17 protein-coding genes, 1 riboswitch and 1 other annotated feature are annotated in these 17,586 nt (G+C 44.1%); of the genes, 8 read left to right on the top strand and 9 right to left on the bottom strand.

Annotated features, from left to right (window positions below; translation table 11 throughout):
* Nucleotides 1-66 precede the first annotated feature (66 nt).
* From IGJ25_RS02975 to IGJ25_RS02945, 7 genes are all read right to left on the bottom strand, one after another.
* Nucleotides 67-1,275: a M20 family metallopeptidase gene (locus IGJ25_RS02975; protein ID WP_010748682.1), complete on the bottom strand. Its 1,209-nt coding sequence runs from the start codon at nucleotides 1,273-1,275 to the stop codon at nucleotides 67-69.
* Between the two features lie 59 nt (nucleotides 1,276-1,334).
* Nucleotides 1,335-2,174, bottom strand: coding sequence for a MetQ/NlpA family ABC transporter substrate-binding protein (locus IGJ25_RS02970; RefSeq protein WP_010748681.1), 840 nt, complete (start codon nucleotides 2,172-2,174; stop codon nucleotides 1,335-1,337).
* Between the two features lie 52 nt (nucleotides 2,175-2,226).
* Entirely contained in the window at nucleotides 2,227-2,907 is a 681-nt protein-coding gene (locus tag IGJ25_RS02965; protein WP_010748680.1) for a methionine ABC transporter permease, read from the bottom strand.
* On the bottom strand, nucleotides 2,908-3,984 hold the full coding sequence (locus IGJ25_RS02960) for a methionine ABC transporter ATP-binding protein (protein ID WP_438779089.1): 1,077 nt from the start codon (nucleotides 3,982-3,984) through the stop codon (nucleotides 2,908-2,910). It lies immediately after the preceding gene.
* A 360-nt stretch (nucleotides 3,985-4,344) separates the two neighbouring features.
* Nucleotides 4,345-4,583 (bottom strand) — a binding site (T-box leader).
* Between the two features lie 121 nt (nucleotides 4,584-4,704).
* Nucleotides 4,705-5,229, bottom strand: a complete 525-nt coding sequence (locus IGJ25_RS02955; protein WP_005227206.1) for a transcription repressor NadR — start codon at nucleotides 5,227-5,229, stop codon at nucleotides 4,705-4,707.
* On the bottom strand, nucleotides 5,226-6,074 hold the full coding sequence (locus IGJ25_RS02950) for a chorismate mutase (RefSeq protein WP_005227205.1): 849 nt from the start codon (nucleotides 6,072-6,074) through the stop codon (nucleotides 5,226-5,228). The genes IGJ25_RS02955 and IGJ25_RS02950 overlap by 4 nt, the downstream gene beginning before the upstream one ends.
* A gap of 13 nt (nucleotides 6,075-6,087) precedes the next feature.
* A complete protein-coding gene (locus tag IGJ25_RS02945; RefSeq protein WP_081116171.1) occupies nucleotides 6,088-6,780 on the bottom strand; it encodes an NAD-dependent protein deacylase in 693 nt (230 codons plus the stop codon).
* A gap of 157 nt (nucleotides 6,781-6,937) precedes the next feature.
* On the opposite strand from IGJ25_RS02945, the gene IGJ25_RS02940 reads away from it, so the two are divergent.
* Both IGJ25_RS02940 and IGJ25_RS02935 read left to right on the top strand, forming a co-directional pair.
* Nucleotides 6,938-7,606, top strand: coding sequence for a response regulator transcription factor (locus IGJ25_RS02940; RefSeq protein ID WP_015508850.1), 669 nt, complete (start codon nucleotides 6,938-6,940; stop codon nucleotides 7,604-7,606).
* 13 nt (nucleotides 7,607-7,619) lie between these two features.
* Nucleotides 7,620-8,525 carry a sensor histidine kinase gene (locus tag IGJ25_RS02935; protein ID WP_015508849.1) on the top strand — a complete coding sequence of 302 codons (906 nt, stop codon included), beginning with the start codon at nucleotides 7,620-7,622 and terminating at the stop codon, nucleotides 8,523-8,525.
* 75 nt (nucleotides 8,526-8,600) lie between these two features.
* On the opposite strand, the gene IGJ25_RS02930 is transcribed toward IGJ25_RS02935, so the two are convergent.
* Nucleotides 8,601-9,362, bottom strand: a complete 762-nt coding sequence (locus IGJ25_RS02930; protein WP_010748673.1) for an ABC transporter permease — start codon at nucleotides 9,360-9,362, stop codon at nucleotides 8,601-8,603.
* A gap of 1 nt (nucleotide 9,363) precedes the next feature.
* Nucleotides 9,364-10,281: an ABC transporter ATP-binding protein gene (locus tag IGJ25_RS02925; protein WP_010748672.1), complete on the bottom strand. Its 918-nt coding sequence runs from the start codon at nucleotides 10,279-10,281 to the stop codon at nucleotides 9,364-9,366.
* A 316-nt stretch (nucleotides 10,282-10,597) separates the two neighbouring features.
* Between IGJ25_RS02925 and IGJ25_RS02920 the strand changes: the two genes are divergently transcribed.
* The 6 genes from IGJ25_RS02920 (at nucleotide 10,598) to IGJ25_RS02895 (ending at nucleotide 17,573) form a co-directional block, all read left to right on the top strand.
* Entirely contained in the window at nucleotides 10,598-10,900 is a 303-nt protein-coding gene (locus IGJ25_RS02920) for a hypothetical protein (protein ID WP_005227198.1), read from the top strand.
* A gap of 147 nt (nucleotides 10,901-11,047) precedes the next feature.
* Nucleotides 11,048-11,221, top strand: a riboswitch (Lysine riboswitch).
* A gap of 115 nt (nucleotides 11,222-11,336) precedes the next feature.
* Nucleotides 11,337-12,926 carry an ABC transporter permease subunit gene (locus IGJ25_RS02915; protein WP_016609561.1) on the top strand — a complete coding sequence of 530 codons (1,590 nt, stop codon included), beginning with the start codon at nucleotides 11,337-11,339 and terminating at the stop codon, nucleotides 12,924-12,926.
* An 11-nt stretch (nucleotides 12,927-12,937) separates the two neighbouring features.
* Complete coding sequence (locus tag IGJ25_RS02910; protein WP_005227196.1) at nucleotides 12,938-13,672, top strand: amino acid ABC transporter ATP-binding protein; 735 nt, start codon at nucleotides 12,938-12,940, stop codon at nucleotides 13,670-13,672.
* 204 nt (nucleotides 13,673-13,876) lie between these two features.
* Entirely contained in the window at nucleotides 13,877-15,229 is a 1,353-nt protein-coding gene (gene brnQ, locus IGJ25_RS02905) for a branched-chain amino acid transport system II carrier protein (protein WP_081116168.1), read from the top strand.
* Nucleotides 15,230-15,347: 118 nt separating this feature from the next.
* On the top strand, nucleotides 15,348-16,853 hold the full coding sequence (locus IGJ25_RS02900) for a helix-turn-helix domain-containing protein (protein WP_005227194.1): 1,506 nt from the start codon (nucleotides 15,348-15,350) through the stop codon (nucleotides 16,851-16,853).
* A 360-nt stretch (nucleotides 16,854-17,213) separates the two neighbouring features.
* Nucleotides 17,214-17,573, top strand: coding sequence for an iron chaperone (locus tag IGJ25_RS02895; protein ID WP_010748669.1), 360 nt, complete (start codon nucleotides 17,214-17,216; stop codon nucleotides 17,571-17,573).
* Nucleotides 17,574-17,586 lie beyond the last annotated feature (13 nt).

Below are 17,586 nucleotides of genomic sequence, written 5' to 3'. Positions count from 1 at the left end.
TACCGACATTTTGCGGCAGAGACTTTTTTTCTATACTATTGACTATCTTCCTTCACGGTTTTGGCATTAATTGCCTTTCGCTAGGCTTTCTTGATGATCGGCTTTGATTTTTTCTAATAACGCTGGCTGTTCAAAAAGGTCTAATGCCGTCAGCGCTAAAAGTTCCGCCGCGATGGCGATCGATTGCAAGCCTTTTTCACTCTTGGCAGCGGCTTTGAATTCTTCCGAATGACCCGCAATGTAGTCATCTGAAATCGAAACGGTGGGTTGGATCGTCGGGATCACTTGACTGACATTGCCGACATCAGACGAACCAAGGCTTGTTTTGGCTTCCGTATCGATCTCATCGGCAGGTACGCCCGCTTCTTGGGCATGGGCGAAGAAGATCTCATCAAAACTTGGTGTCACGATCACATCGTCGACGGAGTTTTGGAACAAACCAAATTCATAGGTCGCTCCCGTAGCTAAAGCTGCTCCTTTTACGATGTTTTCGACTTTCTCGTAGACATCATTCAAGGTTGCTCGATTGGCAGCTCGTAAATAAAAACGACCGGCTGCATATTCTGGCACGACATTGGCTGCCACGCCGCCATCGGTGATCACACCATGAATATTGACGTCTTTTGGTAAATGCAGGCGCAACCCATTGATCCCGTTAAAGACTTGCAGCAATGCTTCTAACGCGTTGATGCCTTCTTCTGGTGCCGCTGCCGCATGGGAAGCCCGACCATAGAACTTGATATCCACTGGATCATTGGCTAATGAAGCCGTCGTTTTGCCATAGCGATGGGCTGGATGGACACAAAGAGCGGCATCGACATCATCGAAGAACCCTTCACGGACAAAACTGCCTTTAGCGGAACCATTTTCTCCACCTTCTTCTCCTGGCGTCCCATAGACTCGAATCTCCCCGCCTAGCTCATCGATGAAAGGTTGCAGAGCACTGGCAGCTAAGACGGAATAAGTCCCGAAGAGATTGTGTCCGCAGGCATGACCGATGCCAGGTAACGCATCATACTCGGCTAAAAAGGCAATCGTCGGACCCGGTTTTCCACTGACATAGCGGGCATCAAAGCCGGTGCGATGGCCTGCCACATCCTTTTTGACAGCAAAGCCTTCTTTTTCTAATTGGGCGATCAGGGCATCGGCTGAATAAAACTCATAGTTGCTGACTTCTGGGTGATTGTGGATATCTAATGCCAAGGCTTGATAAGCGGCTAAACGCTCTTGGATAAATGGTTTGATGGCTGCTTTCGTAATAGTTGCTGTTGTCATAATCAAATCTCTCCTTTTTATACATGCTTTTTCAGTTTTTTTATCAAATTACATGGTGCTTATTTTGCCCCAAAGGTTTCCCAAGCAGGAACGCTTGATCCTTTTGACGTTTCCTCGATGACTTTTTTCGTATCCTCTGTTTGGTAAGCAGCGACCACTTTTTGGTAAACTTCATTGTCTTCCTCTTCTTTACGGGCGGCAATGATGTTGACGTAAGGACGGGCCGTTTCATCAACAGGCTCTAAAAAGATCGCATCTTCGGTTGGTACAAATCCTGCATCCACCGCCATGCCGCTATTGATGACCGAAACATCGACATCCGAAAGTGCCCGGGCGGTTTGCGCTGCATCAAGTTCTGAAATTTCTAAGTTCAAACGATTTTCTGTAATATCCGCGACCGTTGGTGTTTGTCCGGCTGCTTCATCCACTTTGATCAATCCAGCTGATTGTAATAAAAGCAATGCCCGACCACCATTGGTCACATCATTAGGGATCGCAACTTTAGCTCCTTCCGCCAAATCGTTGACATCCGTCACTTTGTCGGAATAAATGCCTAATGGCGCATTGACTGTATTGCCGATCGATACGAGATCAGTACCAAATTCTTCATTATAGTTGTCCAAGAAAAATTGGTGTTGGAATGAATTAAGGTCGATGGACCCATCAGCTAAAGCTGCATTGGGTTGATTGTAATCAGAGAATTGGACATATTCTAAATTGATGCCTTCGTCTTTCAAACGATCCTTGACATCATCCCAGACGTCGGTGTCCGCCCCGATCATCCCTAATTTCACCGTCACTTCTTCTTGGTCATTGGCTGCGGCACTGCCATTGTTTCCGCATCCTGTAATAAAGAATAATGCTGCCCCTAAAACGATTGATTGTACGATTTTTTTCATTTTTGCTTCCTCCATAGACTTGCTTGTTTTTTTATTTGTACGTAAGTAGTGGTCAGTGTGATACTCGTTTAATGAGTAGGTTGCTGACAAATTGACTGATAAAAACGAATACCAAGATGATCAAGGTCGCCATGATCGTGACATCGGTCTGGAATCGGTTGTACCCGCGGGTGATGGCTAAGTTGCCTAAACCACCAGCGCCAACAGCTCCTGCCATGGCGGTCAATCCGATCACATTGATCACAGTCAATGCAGAGACCCGAATGATTCCCGCCACGCCTTCTGGTAAATAGACCCGAAAAATGATACCGAAAGGACTGGTGCCCATCGCTTCAGCTGCTTCTACGACACCGGGGTCAACTTCTAGCAAGGCGATCTCGATCTGCCGAGCAAAGAAGGGGATGATCCCAGCAATCAGAGGAACCAATGCTGCTGTTTCGCCGATGGTCGTTCCAACAAGGAATCGGGTAAAGGTTCCTAGTAACGTCAATAAGATAATAAAGGGGATCGAGCGGACCACATTGATGACTTTATCGAGAAATTCAAAGAGCGGTCGATTTTCTAAAATCCCATTCGGTCGAGTTACTACCAAGACGATCCCTAACAAGATACCTAAGATGCCCGCAATCAAAGAGGTCCAAAAAACCATATACAAGGTTTGGATCGTTGCTGTCACAAATTCATCTTGGATCGCAACAACATTGGGAAAATATCTTTCTAATAAGGCAGCCATCTAAAATCCTCCTATAATCACATTGTTTAATGGTTCTGCATGATTTTCTTTTAAAATATTGGTGTAAACTCCTTGAGCCTTCAAGTATTCTAAGGCATGTTTACGCTGATGGTATTCGCCAGATAAGCTAACGACTAAGCTGCCGATCGGCACTTCTTGCAAGATCTCCACGTTGCCGTAAAGAATATTGGTGGTCACTTTGTAGCGGCTGTACAATTGGGCGATCAGTGGTTCATTGGTTTGATCGCCAACGTAGGACAGCTCCACCAGCCATTCATTTGGTGCCAAGGAAGAAAACTTCGAACTGCCAAGGATCGTTTCTAAGGCCTGGTCGATGTGCGTCGCCGTTCGGATGAAATCTTTGGTCAATGGTTTTTCTGGTTGACTGAAAATCTGAACGCTTGAACCTTGCTCGATGACTTCGCCGTCTTCCATCACTGCCACTTTGTTGCAGATTTCTTTGACGACTTGCATCTCATGAGTAATGATCACGATAGTCAAGCCGAGGGTTCGATTTAATTTTTTCAACAAAGCCAATATCTGTAAGGTCGTTTTCGGATCAAGGGCGCTGGTTGCTTCATCACAAAGCAAGATCTCTGGATCATTCGCTAACGCTCTGGCAATCGCGACCCGCTGTTTTTGTCCTCCAGATAGTTGGCTAGGAAACGCTTGGGCTTTTTCTTCCAATCCCACCAATGCTAACAGCTCGGTTACTTTTTGATGACGTTCCTGTTTGGACCGTCCCCCATATTTTAAGGAGAAATCCACGTTATCAAAAACATTGCGGCTGTCCATCAAGTTGAAGTGCTGAAAGATCATTCCGATCGTTTTCCGTTTTTCTCGCAGGGCTTTCGCAGAAAGCGTGGTCAGCTCGGTACCATTGACGACGACGCTGCCGCTACTTGGGCGCTGCAATAAGTTGATCACACGGACGAGTGTACTTTTCCCGGCGCCTGAGTAGCCCACGATGCCGTAAACGTCCCCTTTGTCGATCTCGATCGATACGTTTTTGACCGCTTGGATCGCGGGTTTCTTTGGTTGATTGAATGTTACTGATATGTCTTTTAATGAAATCATCGTCTTCCCCCTAGTTCTTGTCTTTTTCAATAAAAAAAAGGCATCCTCAAACAAGTCACCTGTGACTTGTTTGAGGACGCCTTTTTGCGTGTTACCACCTCAGTTTAAGCTGCACTCACATACAGCTCCTTTTCGAGTACGATCATACTCTAGCCAGATAACGGTCGCTACCGTCGTCGCCTTGCAAACTACTGCTCGGAACGAATCACTCCTTGGCCATTTTCTAAAAGTCGTTTGATGCTTCTTTTCAGCTACCGAAGCTCTCTGTTGAAAAAACGTGCTTTTGTACTTACCAATTCTTCGTGTGTGGTGCTATTTGATTTTGGGTATAAAAAAAGTCCTTTTACCAGCGTTTGCTAGTAAAAGGACGAATACTCGTGTTACCACCTTTTGTTTAGAAGGTTTCCCTTCCCTCAACCCAACGTCTAGTCGTGCTAGAGATTGGTGCACTTTGTAACGATAGTGCGCATCCGTGATTGCCTACTTATCGACAATCAATCCTCCAAGGCCATTTTTCATCGCTTCTGACTTGACTCTTTCCACCAACCAGAGTCTCTCTTTGAAGTATCCGCGGTTACTTTCCTTCTCAACAGATTCATTATTCTTGTTGAAGAGTACTTTACTGGAAAATGAACGCCTTGTCAACAAAAAATCACAATTTTTTCATCTGAGGATTTGCCAAGACTTCCGCAAAGCGTCCTTGCCAGAATGGTTTACGCCTCAATTTTGATAGAGCATGCCTTTTTCTGCTAACTGTTGTTTGGCTTTTTCCAGAGCCGCAGGATCGGTGTAGCGCAACGTATGCAAGTGTACCCCATTGGTTAAATCTGAGAGCAAGCGGGCTTCTGCATGTTTGGTTTTGTTGATGAAATCAGTCACGTCTTGGTCTGTTTGAATCTGCAAATTGCCAGTGATCTCTCCATAGATCTCATGCTCAACGATGACATCGACCACTTCCACACCACAAGCGACAAAGATGCGCAATTCTTCTTCCGTTTGTTCAGGTCGATGCTGCACTGCTAGCTTACTTACATGTCCTGCCTCATCCAACAGCGCTTGCAGACGATAGCCGCGAGCCGTAGCCACAATCGCTTCACCAGCTGCTCGCAATAAGGCAATGTCTCCAACGATGATTTGACGGCTGACTCCGAGGGATTCTGCCAGTTTGCTGGCACTGATCGCTTTGTCCGCTTGCTTCAATGCCGCTAAAATGTTTTCTCGACGTGTTCCTCCATCCATACTCATTCCTCCAATTGATTCTCTTGATAGGTTTTTGAGTGGTTCATAATTGATTGAAACATAGCCAAAATCGTTTCTTCATAGGCTTGATTAGAAATCGCCTGCCGAATGTTTTCCAGCACTTTCTCTTCACGATTTTCATCTAATACTGGCAATTGACTGCTTTTCTTCAATTGTACGATTTCGTTGACCGTGCTCATACGTTTTTCCAAAAGATGCGTGAGTTGCCAATCAATGTCATCGATCGCTGCCCGCTGAACAGCCAAGGGATCTTGCTGGTTGTTTTCTTCTTCTAAGTCGATCGTCTTGATGACCCGTGCTGGATTTCCCGCCAGCACGACATTGTCGGGGAATGATTTGGTAACGACACTGCCAGCCCCCACCACGACATTGTTGCCTAAGCGGACCCCTGGCAAAATCGTGGCCGCGCCACCGATCCACGCGTTATCGCCAATCACGATCGGTGCCCCTAATTCTAAGCCGCTATTTCGTTTGACCGGATGTAATGGATGAGTCGCCGTAAACAACCGAACATTGGGTGCCAGCATACAGTTGTCACCAAAGGTAATTGGACAAACATCTAATAGCACACAGTCGTAGTTAGCATAGAAGTTTTTGCCGACAGAAATATTGTAGCCATAATCAAAGCGGACATTCGGTTCGATATAGATTCGACCAGTCACAGAGCCGAAAGTTTCTTTTAGTAACTGCTCTTTGATTTTTGTATCAGTTTCTTGGTTGATCAGGTTCATTTGTTCACGGGCATATTTTCGATCTGCCACCAATTCTGGATCTGGGGAAAAGTACAATTCGCCAGCAATCATTTTCTCTTTTTCGGTACGTTGTGTCATATCATAAACTCCTTCATTCAATTTTCTGGAAAAACGTTTCGGCTGCTGCGGTCAACATGCCATATTCATTCGGGATCGCCAATGGTTCCTTATTGATGACCAACACCTGCTGGCTGTAATCGACTAGCCCTGCAAAAGGATAGACTTGCAGCGAAGTCCCCACGACCACCGTCAGGTCGGCTTGAGCAACGGCTTGAATGGCTCCTTCAATGGTTTCATCAGTAAATCCTTCCCCGTAAAGCACGATCGCTGGCCGAATCTGACCACCGCACCCTGCATGGTGCCAATCTTGCAAATACGCTTGCCAAGGTACCGAATTGCCGCATTTTCGGCAATAACAGTTGTACAAGGAGCCGTGAAAATCGATTCTTTGGTGATTGCCTGCTTTTTCATGCAAGCCATCGATGTTTTGCGAAACGACCCAGACGGTTTTCTTCGCTTGCAGCTCAGCCATTTTTTGATGAATGATATTAGGCTGTGCTTGAGGATGGTAGAGGTGCTTGACGAATTGATAAAATGTTTCCGGTTCGTTTTCTAAACAGTCATGGCTTAACAAATACTCTGGCTGTGCCACTCCTTGATAGACCCCTTTTAAGGAACGGTAATCAGGAATGCCCGATGGGGTCGAAACACCAGCCCCCGTCAAAAAGGTCACGGATGATGCGGCGGTGACCGCTGCGATTGCTTGCTCAATAGATACCTTCATCGTTCTAACTTCCTTTATGGCTTTTCTCTTATTCTAACCGAAAAAGAACCGTTTTTGCGAAAAATCAACCATTTTCTTTTTTAAAAGCAACTAATGCTTTTTCGTGCGGAATTGCTTATAATAGATGCAACAAATGCAAGGAGAATGGGAAAACCAAATGAAAATTTTGATTATCGAAGACAACAATGAGATCAGCGAAATGTTGGCTACTATTTTAGCAGCTGACTATACTGTCCAGCAAGCCTATTCAGGCACGGAAGGTCTGCTACTTTTTCAGCAAGATGCTTTCGACTTGATTTTGCTAGATCGAATGCTCCCTGGTAAAGATGGGACACAAGTCTTGCAAGAGATTCGCCAAACCTCTACGGTACCCGTCATTATCTTGACTGCCTTAGATGAACCAGCTGATGTTTCCACCCTTTTGTTGGCGGGTGCCAATGATTACTTGACCAAACCCTTCAATGTCGAAGAATTAAAAGCCCGTATCATTGTTCAGTTGCGCACAAATAAACAAGCCCCTCCTGTTGCCAGCAGCCTCTCGTATAAAAACATTCAACTGTTGCCTGACTCGTTTCAGCTGCAACGAGGAGAAGCAACGGTTCAGTTGAAGAAAAAGGAGTTTGAAATTTTTTCCCTGCTCTTAGCCAACCCCAAAAAAGTTTATACGAAAGAAATGCTCTATGAAGCTGTTTGGCAAGAACCCTATTACGGCGAAGAAAACACGATCAATGTCCATATCAGCCATTTACGCAGCAAAATCAAAACACTCGATCCAGAGGAAGCGTATATCGATACTGTCTGGGGTATCGGCATCAAGTTAGCTTAAAAGGAGGAACCCCATGCATATACTTCAGTTTTTCGCTGCCTTGATCGTTGCTTTATTGATCGGTTACTGGCTATTTTTACTGTATGATCTGAAAAAGTACCACCAACAATTAGCAAGAATCAGCGAAATCGAAACAAATCAAGAGATCCATTTGCAGACCCGAGTGCCCGCTTTAAAAGCGATCGCCTTGTTAAACAATCAGATACTTAGAAAAAATAAGCAGCAGCACTATCAAATGCTGCAAGAAAACCAGCAATTGGAACAAGCCATTCAAAATATCTCTCACGACTTGCGCACACCTTTAACGGTCGCCAGCGGCTACACACAACTGCTGCAAGCCGATACGACCCTCAACAACCAACAGCTGCAGCTGTTGGAAAAAGTCAGCAGTAACCTAGAAAAAGTCGAAAATCATCTGGAACAGTTATTGACCTATCAGCGCCTCAAAGACAATCAACTGGCTTTGACCTTAGAAGAATTCGATCTTTCTCGTTTGCTGGAGGAGGAACTGCTCCAACTCTATCCTTCTTTTGAGGAAAACCATTTATCACTGACGGTTGCGATCCAACCCAATATCATGATCATTTCAGATAAAAAAAGTTGGCAGCGTATTTTTCAAAATGTCCTTGGTAATCTGCTGGAACATGGCAATGAAACGGGAACGATCCGCTTGAAACAACAAGGAGACCGCATCGTTTTCCAACAGGAAAATCAGCTGAGGACACCGATTCAGCACCCAGAAAAATTGACTCACCGCTTTTATACGGAAGACCTTTCACGGCACAAACAGCAAGCTGGACTTGGTCTGTATATCATCGCGGCATTGACTCATGCATTAGAGGGCAAGATTCAATTGGATACAACCGAAGAGACGTTTCGTTTGACTTTGGCTTGGCAGCAGTCTGCTAAGTCCCATTAAACACTGGCTACACGGACAAAAACGCCCAACAGTCTGACCTTTTGCGGTCGGTCCTGTTGGACGTTTTTCTTTTCTTTATAATTCTTGTCTCTTAAACACCAGATGTGCAGCCAAAAGACAAAGCAACAAACTAATCAGACTCCCAACAAAAATTGGTTGAACCATTTCCCACGTTTTGAAAGTGGTCATAGTCACCATCTCTAATCCGCCTTGGAAATCCAAGTATTCTAAGAATTTCCAGGTTGGCAAAGAAAAACGTGCAATCGCAAAGCCCATCGGAATAAAGATCGTCGCCAACACGCTGACTGCTGTATTTTTGGTCAAATACAACACCAACAAGGCAAAGGATGAGGTAGCCAATAAGATCAATACAAAGCCAGCGAAATAATACACTAAGTTTTCTAGCTGAGAGATGTCTTCAAAGCCGGTACCGCCAATGATCGTTCCAGCAACAAAGCTCACTAAGCAAATAGCCAAAATTTGCAAGACAAGTACCAACGCATACACCAAGAATTTTCCAAAGAGATAGGCGGGTTTAGAAACACCGACGGTAATGATATTCTTCATCGTCCCTTTCGTGTACTCACTCCCTAAAACTTGCATCACTAACGGCAGTGAATAATACAATAACATGGAAGACAGGCTGGTCTGGATCGCAAGAAAGCCCGTCATTTCGGCAAGGCTGCCTGTGGTTTGCGTACTATCTCCCAGGGTGACTCCCACGTCACCATTTGAAACAACCGCTAAAATCACCAACAATAAAATAATTCCTTCTGTGATCCAAAAACTTTTACTTTTAGATAAACGATACAAATCTGCTCGAATAAAATTCAACATCTTAATTTCCCCCTTCACTTGTCACTAACTCTTTGAAATACGACTCTAGGTTTTCCCCTTCAAAAGAAATCTGGTCGATAGCGATCCCTTCATAAACCAATTGACGGATTAGATCACGAATCAATACATTTTCTTGGTAGATGTGGATCTTGTGGTCACTGACAACTTTATATTCAGAAATCAGCTGACTGTCCAGTAAGCGGCTAGCTGTGGCTACATCATCGACTTCTAATTGAATAAACCGTTTCGCCATCAGATCGAATTCGTGTTTGGTCATCTCTTTGATCAGACGCCCCTCACTAATGACCCCAAAGCGTGTAGCCACTAAGTACAACTCTTCTAAAATATGGCTGGAGATCAAAATCGTCATGCCGCGTTCTTGATTCAATCGTAAAAGCAGCTCTCGAAATTCAACGATCGCGACAGGATCCAAGCCATTGATCGGTTCATCTAAAATTAGAAAATCTGGCTGATTCAACAAAGCAATCGCTAAGCCCAGTTTTTGTTTCATCCCTAAAGAAAAATCACGGTATTTCTTGTTGCCGACATTGGTCAAACCAACAAATGCCAGTGCCTTACTAACGGCATCAGGTTCCACCACCCCGCTGATTTTGCAATAATAGTTCAAATTTTGTTCTGCGGTCAATTGGTCGTAAGCGACTGGGGTCTCAATCACATTACCGACCCGTTTCAGCATCTGGATGTATGCTTTGCCGCCTTCAACACCAAACAACTGCAGACTGCCACTGGTGGGTTGGATCAACTGCACGATCGCTTTTAGTAAGGTCGTCTTCCCAGCACCATTTCTCCCTACCAATCCATAAATATCTCCTTTGGCGATCGTTAGATCGACATCATGCAGCGCCAGCTGTTTGCCGTAACGCTTGTTTAATCCTTTGATTTTAAGAACATTTTCCATTTCTACTTCCTCCTTGCTTGCTTCTGTGATCATTCTAGCAAGCAGATCTAAATCAGCTATTAACTAATTATTAATTGATTCTTAACTCGTAGTTTTTTGCAAAAAAACAACTTATTTCTATTATACACAGCTGAAAATGCACCTTTTGAAGAAAATCCCTCTTTGGCAGCAACCCCTCTAGCAATAAATATAGCAAACGATCATTTTGCTGCAGCTTTTGCTCTTTGTTTTTTGCCTCACAAAGAAAGAGATTCCTTCATGACAAGGAACAAAAAACGTGGTAAACTAGTCACGAATCAAAGTGAGGTGAAATACATTGGTAGCAGCTATTATTTATTGGGCAATGATCATTATCAGTTTCGGTTGGTTGGCAGTCAGCTTATATTTCTCTATCTTCTATTTAGCACGTAAAGAAAATGGCAATTTATGGGCATTCGGCTTTTTAAATGTCATCACAGCAATCATTCAAGCCATCGTCCTTGTGGTTTACCGTACCTTAGGACAAGATTGGGGCGTTACACAATACTCAAGCCTCATCTATCTAGCACTTGGCTTATTGCTTGGCTTGACAGTCATCCAAGCTGTTTTAGGCCGTGAACCAAAAGCGAAAGTCGCTTAAGGGTTCCAATAGACACTCGTAAAAACGATCCGCTTTCTCTTTGATAAAAATAGGGAAATGGTCGTTTTTTTGTTAAAAAGAATTGACATTTGGGTGCTTTTCTTCTAAACTCTGAGAAGAATCAAATTAAATACGAGTACCCTTTAACATTTAGGTAGAGGTCGCGAGGTTCATTAATCCTGCTGAGTGAAGCAACACGTTTACAGCAGAGCTAGGGAACATCGCCGAAACAAGATCGGTTTTGCTTGCATCGATTTTGTTGGGCCGCAAATGAACAATTTGCGGACTGTCTTAGCTTGTCTAAGTTGCGCTATGTTTTGTGAAAGGTTTGTCGACGATGACCTGTCAACAGCCGTTTTCCAATCATGGAGTACGGCTGTTTTTTTGCTTTTTCATCCTTACCTGCTTGTCCAACTCGTGAAAGGAAAGAGATAAAATGAAAAAAAATAATTGGATCTGGGCGGTCTTCGCCCTCTGTCTAACCCTCATTCAGCTGCCCCTAACCGTGCAAGCGGATGACCAAACGCCTGCGGAACAATTCCGTGTCGGTATGGAGGCAGGCTATGCCCCCTTCAACTGGACGCAAACGACGGACGCCAATGGTGCCGTGCCGATTTCCGGGGAAGAAGGCTCGGCGTTTGCCGGCGGTTACGATGTCCAGATCGCCAAACGAATCGCTGAAGGTTTAGGCAAGGAATTAGTGATCGTTAAAACCCAATGGGACGGTCTGCCGCCAGCATTACAGGCGGGGACTATCGATGCCGTCATCGCTGGTATGTCACCAACGGCCGAACGCCGCGAGCAAATTGATTTTACTGATCCTTACTATGAATCCGACTTGGTGGTCGTAGTACGTAAAGATGGGGCATTCGCCGATGCCAAAAGTCTCGCCGATCTTTCGGGGGCAAAAATCACTGCTCAGCTGAATACCTTCCATTATACGGTCATTGATCAAATCCCTGAGGTCCAAAAAGAACAAGCCATGCGGGACTTCTCCTCCATGCGCGTTGCTTTAGCTTCGGGCATCATTGACGGCTACGTCAGCGAACGACCAGAAGGCGTCACTGCCGTCGGAGCAAATCCTGATTTGAAGATGGTCGAGTTCGATGAAGGAGCAGGTTTTGAAACCAATCCAGAAGACGTCCAAGTAGCAGTCGGGATGCGCAAAGGCGATCCCGATGTTGAAAAAGTCAATGAGATCCTTGCAGGAATCTCTGAAGAAGAACGGGTTTCCCTGATGGATCAAGCAGTCTTAGATCAGCCTGCAGATGCCAGCGGAGAAACGGCGGATCAAGGTCTGATCGCTGATTTCAAAAAAATCATTGATGATTACGGCATGCTCTTTTTACGAGGCGCTGGCTTGACCTTATTCATCGCGATCCTTTCAACGATCATCGGATTGATCATCGGTCTTTTAGTCGGTATCTTCCGGACACTGCCGCTTTCAGAAAATCCAGTAGGACGTTTCTTCCAACGAATCGTCAACGGCCTGCTGACCATCTATATCGAAGTTTTCCGCGGTACCCCAATGATGGTTCAGGCAATGGTTATTTTCTACGGAACGGCTCTAGCCTTTGGTGTCTCCATGAATCGCACGCTGGCAGCTGTGCTGATCGTTTCTATCAATACGGGTGCCTACATGTCTGAAATCGTTCGTGGAGGGATTTTTGCTGTAGATGACGGCCAATTTGAAGCAGCTCAAGCCATCGGAATGACCCATTGGCAAACCATGATCAAAGTCGTGTTGCCGCAAGTAATGCGCAATATTTTACCAGCTACCGGAAATGAGATCATTATCAATATCAAAGATACTGCCGTCTTAAGTGTCATCAGTGTTGCGGACCTCTTCTTCCAAGGTACATCAGCCGCTGGAACGAACTTCCAATACTTCCAAACATTTGCGATCATCGGTGTGATCTACTTAGTCTTGACCATCAGTGCCACCCAGATCTTGCGCTTTGTTGAACGCAAAATGGATGGTCCCAGTGCGTATGTCAAATTAGAAGACATCAACCCGAACGAATAAGGAGGCAGAACATGTCAGCAATCATTGAAATTGACCATTTAAAAAAGAGTTTTGGCGACAACGAAGTCTTAAAAGACATCAGTTTGTCTGTTAATAAAGGAGAAGTTGTCACGATCATCGGTTCTTCTGGTTCAGGAAAATCCACACTTCTTCGCTGCATCAACTTGTTAGAAAAACCTACCAGTGGGCAAATCATCTACTTAGGTGAAAATGTGCTGGAAAAAGGCTACGACTTGCCGAAATACCGTACGCATCTAGGAATGGTTTTCCAATCCTTTAACCTATTCAACAATATGAATGTATTAGAAAACTGCGTGACGGGACAAGTCACTGTTTTGAAACGTGATCGCAAAGAAGCAGAAGCGACTGCCAAAGAAAATCTGGAGCAAGTCGGTATGGCTCAATATGCCAACGCCAAGCCTTCCCAGCTTTCAGGCGGACAAAAACAACGGGTAGCCATTGCCCGTGCCTTATCGATGAATCCCGATGTCATGTTGTTTGATGAGCCGACTTCTGCACTGGATCCAGAAATGGTCGGTGAAGTGTTGAAAACCATGAATACGTTAGCTCATACTGGCTTGACGATGGTGATCGTTACCCACGAAATGGGCTTTGCCAAAGAAGTATCTGATCGGGTCATCTTTATGGATCAAGGTGTCATTGCCGAACAAGGGACACCTGAAGATATCTTTATTCATCCAAAAGAACAGCGCACCAAAGAATTCCTTTCCCGTGTGTTGAATTAATTTTCTGTCTTGAAACACTTAGCGGTCTTCTTCCGAGCTTTTTCGTCCTTTTTCAGTACGCTTGGAAGAATTTAATGCTAAGTGTTTTTTTATTCTCTAAACAACAATTGTCAGAATTTATCAAAAAATCACAAAAAACCATTGCTATTTGTTAGAAACTTTGTTATTTTTTTTAAAACTAAGGAATTATAGGAGCTTTCATTTATGGAAAAAAAGTTACAGTTTAAGGATTATATGTATGTTGGATCAATGCTTTTTGGTCTTTTCTTTGGTGCGGGAAATCTGATTTTCCCAGTCCACATGGGACAAGAAGCCGGTGCGAATGTCGGCTTGGCCAATCTTGGCTTTTTAGTAACAGGGATCGGCTTACCGTTTTTAGGGGTGATCGCCATTGGGGTTTCCCAGAGCAGCGGTGTTTTTGAATTAGCTTCTCGAATCAATCGCCGCTACGCACTTATTTTTACGATTTTGCTTTATTTAGTGATCGGGCCGTTCTTTGCTTTGCCCCGTTTGGCTACCACTTCTTATGAGATCGGGATCGCTCCCCATGTTTCATCTGACATGCAAACTTGGTTATTGGCGTTGTTTTCTGCCCTCTTCTTTGGCGCTGCCTGGTGGTTTTCTCGTAAACCAAGCAAAATCTTAGATTATGTAGGGAAATTTTTGAATCCATTATTTCTGGTCTTACTAGGCGTTTTGCTGTTTTTTGCTTTTTGGCAACCTCTAGGAACCATCAGCGATGCGCCGATCTATCCTAGCTATCAAAGCGATGCTTTCTTTACTGGTTTCACCAACGGCTACAATACCCTTGATGCGCTGGCATCTTTAGCCTTCGGGATCATCATCGTCTCGACGATTCGCAATATGGGGGTTGAAAAACCTACGACGGTCGCAAAAGACACGATCCTTTCTGGTTCTGTCAGCATCGTGTTGATGGGGATCATCTATACCTTACTTTCTTATATGGGAACCAAAAGTCTAGGGCAATTTCCTATCAGCGAAAACGGGGGGATCGCTTTGGCACAAATCGCCAACCACTACCTTGGCACTGTTGGCAGTCTGCTGTTGACTTTGATCGTTATCTCCGCTTGTTTAAAAACTGCCATTGGTTTGATCACGGCTTTTTCCGAAACCTTTGCTGGATTGTTTCCCAAGCAAAGCTACGGGTTCTTTATCGCTTTGACAAGTATCTTGCCAGCGATCTTCGCCAATGTCGGCTTGACCAATATCATCGAGTTTTCTATTCCAGTCTTGATGTTTATCTATCCACTGGCGATCACGTTGATTTTGTTGGCGATCATCAGTCCCTTGTTTCATCATCGTGCCAGTGTCTACCGAATGACGACATACTTCACGTTGATCGCTGCAATCATCGACGGCTTAAATGCAAGTCCCGCACTGATTACCAACAACGCTTTCGTGCAAGGAATCTTGTCTTTTGCGTCAGATTATCTGCCCTTCTTCCAAATCGGGATGGGGTGGGTCGTACCGGCTGCGATCGGATTTTTGATCGGTTTGCTATGGTCGTGGTTCAAAAAAGACCCTGTTTCAGCCTAAATTAGTTAAAAAGATGAAAATAACCTACCTTTTTTTAAAGGGTAGGCTATTTTTTTGATTAAAAAGACTGACAGTTTCGTAAAAAAAAGATACAATAGAGCCACAAAGGAGGATACCTATGTTTTATGAAGAACTTATGATGGACCCGCAAACATTAATTAAATTTAAAATATTCCGGCGTATGCTGACTCTGCAAAACCCTAGCCACCCAATCGCACAATTGGCAAAGGAAATGGAGTTAAGCTACCAACAAGCTTTTATAGAGTTGACTGAGATCGACCAAGATCTAACTGAGTTAACTCCGGATCATATGTCGATACTCGGTCGTGGCGGTAAATTACAGCCTCAGAATATCGCGGTAACGATCGATGAATACCGCTTCTATTTATTGAATAAAAGCGTTCCGTTCTTATATGTTCTTTACATGCTGAATGAAGACCATCCTACGATCACGGATTTTTGTGCAAAATACGATGTCAGTCGTTCAACGGTGTCTCGCAAATTTGAACATCTAAAAAAACATTTGAAGCAATTTCAGCTTCGCTTTACGTACACTGAATCAAACTTGGTGGGCGATGAGCGTCTTGTGCGGCTCTCCCTATTCAATATCATTTGGTTAGGTACTCGTGGAATAGAATGGCCATTTGCGATCGCTGAGAGTGAGACAGAAAAAATGGTGGATCGATTCACGGAGTACTTCCCAATGACTCATTCTTATCTTGGCCGATTAGAGTTGAAGTATTTCGCCGCCTTGATTCTTTTACGAATCAAAAAAGGAAATTTTGCCAAATACGACAAGCGGTACAATTTCCTAATGAAAAATAATCCATATTTCGATTTTGAGCGTTTGACACAAGTCGTTGATCCTGAAGTTTCAATGACAGACAAACAATTAAAAGGCGAATCAGGGTTTATTTACTTGATGGCGCAAATCTTCCCATTCTATTTGAGTCCTGAAGAAGAAGCGTTGCAACAAACCTTGCAATTCTTTTCAAGCAAACAAAACCCAGTTTATCCATTAGTCGCAGACTTGTTAGCAGAGATGAAAGCAACCTTCTTTGCTTCACAACCTGGCCTGTTAGATGAGCCATTGGTCGTGGGTAATTTAATCAATGTGACTTTCGGCAACTACGTTTTCCGTCAGCCGTTTCCAAATATCTATCGCTTGCTGACGCCATCGATCAATCGCGGGTCTGCTGAAGAGCAGCTGCAGCAAAAAATCGATGAATTCTTAACGAGTTATCGTGAAGAATCCGCGGTGGACTATATCAACGATGAAAACCAAGAGCAGATGGCAACGATGTATACCCACGCCCTGCTACCGTTTTATGATCAAATCCGTTATTCGAATCGTTTACGGGTAGGGGTTGCGTTAGAAGACAATTTCTTAGTCGTTCAAGGATTGAATCAATTCTTACATGACTTGACCTTCGTAGCAGCAGAACCTTATGATCTAAACCAGCAAGAAAACTATGATGTCATCGTTAGTTCCAATCAGTTGATGAAAAAACTCAAACCAGAAAAAATGAGTTATATTTGGGATTATGCGGCAGATGATCGGCAATACATTGATTTGTATCGTACCTTGAAAAACCGTTTTGATGAAAAGAACCTTTCTCTGTAATCAAACCGTTACGGTTTCTTAAGAACTTCCGAAAAGATTTGTCACAAAATATTCATATTTATCTCGTATACTCTATGTATACCAACAAACAACCCTAACTAACACTTTTTCATTTTTAACTCCTTCCCGTCGGCCACCCACCGACGGGTCTTTTTTTGCTTCTTTTCGCAGCCAGCAAACTTAAACACTTTCCAATCTTTTCTCCACAAAAAATTCATATTTGAACAGTATAGTATACATAACCCAACAAACAACCCTAACTAACACTTTTCATTTTTACTCCTTGCCTGTCAGCTACCCACTGACAGGCTCCTTTTTTTCTTACGGGGTTTGCCGTATACTAAAGGCAGGAGGTGTCCTATGACAAAAGCCATTACGACAGTTGACCAATACATTGCAACAGCTCCAGCAGAACGACAAGCGATTTTAAGAAAGGTCCGTCAAACCATCAAAGCCGTTTTACCTGAAGCGGTTGAAAAAATCAGTTATCAAATGCCTACCTATCATCAGGGAGAAAATATCGTGCATTTTGCCTGCGCCAAACAGCATCTTGGCTTTTATCCCACGCCTTCTGCGATCACGGCCTTCACAGAAGACCTACAACCCTACAAAACCAGTAAAGGGGCGGTTCAGTTTCCTTTTGCACAGCCGATCCCTTACGAACTGATCGCTGTGATGACCGCTTGGCGACTCGCAGAAGTCAAAAACAAGCACGCTTAACCAGCAATAAAAA

The sequence above is a fragment of the Enterococcus sp. DIV0240d genome (genome assembly GCF_051711245.1).
GTDB classification, from domain to species: domain Bacteria; phylum Bacillota; class Bacilli; order Lactobacillales; family Enterococcaceae; genus Enterococcus_D; species Enterococcus_D casseliflavus.
Note: the sequence above shows the minus strand (reverse complement) of the source record. Positions and strands in the feature narration are given on the sequence as shown.

Coding starts and splice junctions, on each gene's coding strand:
- IGJ25_RS02940 (WP_015508850.1), top strand. CDS start 6,938: ATGAAAATTTTGATTATCGAAGACAACAATGAGATCAGCGAAATGTTG.
- IGJ25_RS02950 (WP_005227205.1), bottom strand. CDS start 6,074: ATGACACAACGTACCGAAAAAGAGAAAATGATTGCTGGCGAATTGTAC.
- IGJ25_RS02965 (WP_010748680.1), bottom strand. CDS start 2,907: ATGGCTGCCTTATTAGAAAGATATTTTCCCAATGTTGTTGCGATCCAA.
- IGJ25_RS02915 (WP_016609561.1), top strand. CDS start 11,337: ATGAAAAAAAATAATTGGATCTGGGCGGTCTTCGCCCTCTGTCTAACC.
- IGJ25_RS02975 (WP_010748682.1), bottom strand. CDS start 1,275: ATGACAACAGCAACTATTACGAAAGCAGCCATCAAACCATTTATCCAA.
- IGJ25_RS02925 (WP_010748672.1), bottom strand. CDS start 10,281: ATGGAAAATGTTCTTAAAATCAAAGGATTAAACAAGCGTTACGGCAAA.
- IGJ25_RS02930 (WP_010748673.1), bottom strand. CDS start 9,362: ATGTTGAATTTTATTCGAGCAGATTTGTATCGTTTATCTAAAAGTAAA.
- IGJ25_RS02945 (WP_081116171.1), bottom strand. CDS start 6,780: ATGAAGGTATCTATTGAGCAAGCAATCGCAGCGGTCACCGCCGCATCA.
- IGJ25_RS02960 (WP_438779089.1), bottom strand. CDS start 3,984: ATGATTTCATTAAAAGACATATCAGTAACATTCAATCAACCAAAGAAA.
- IGJ25_RS02935 (WP_015508849.1), top strand. CDS start 7,620: ATGCATATACTTCAGTTTTTCGCTGCCTTGATCGTTGCTTTATTGATC.
- IGJ25_RS02900 (WP_005227194.1), top strand. CDS start 15,348: ATGTTTTATGAAGAACTTATGATGGACCCGCAAACATTAATTAAATTT.
- IGJ25_RS02895 (WP_010748669.1), top strand. CDS start 17,214: ATGACAAAAGCCATTACGACAGTTGACCAATACATTGCAACAGCTCCA.
- IGJ25_RS02955 (WP_005227206.1), bottom strand. CDS start 5,229: ATGAGTATGGATGGAGGAACACGTCGAGAAAACATTTTAGCGGCATTG.
- IGJ25_RS02910 (WP_005227196.1), top strand. CDS start 12,938: ATGTCAGCAATCATTGAAATTGACCATTTAAAAAAGAGTTTTGGCGAC.
- brnQ (WP_081116168.1), top strand. CDS start 13,877: ATGGAAAAAAAGTTACAGTTTAAGGATTATATGTATGTTGGATCAATG.
- IGJ25_RS02970 (WP_010748681.1), bottom strand. CDS start 2,174: ATGAAAAAAATCGTACAATCAATCGTTTTAGGGGCAGCATTATTCTTT.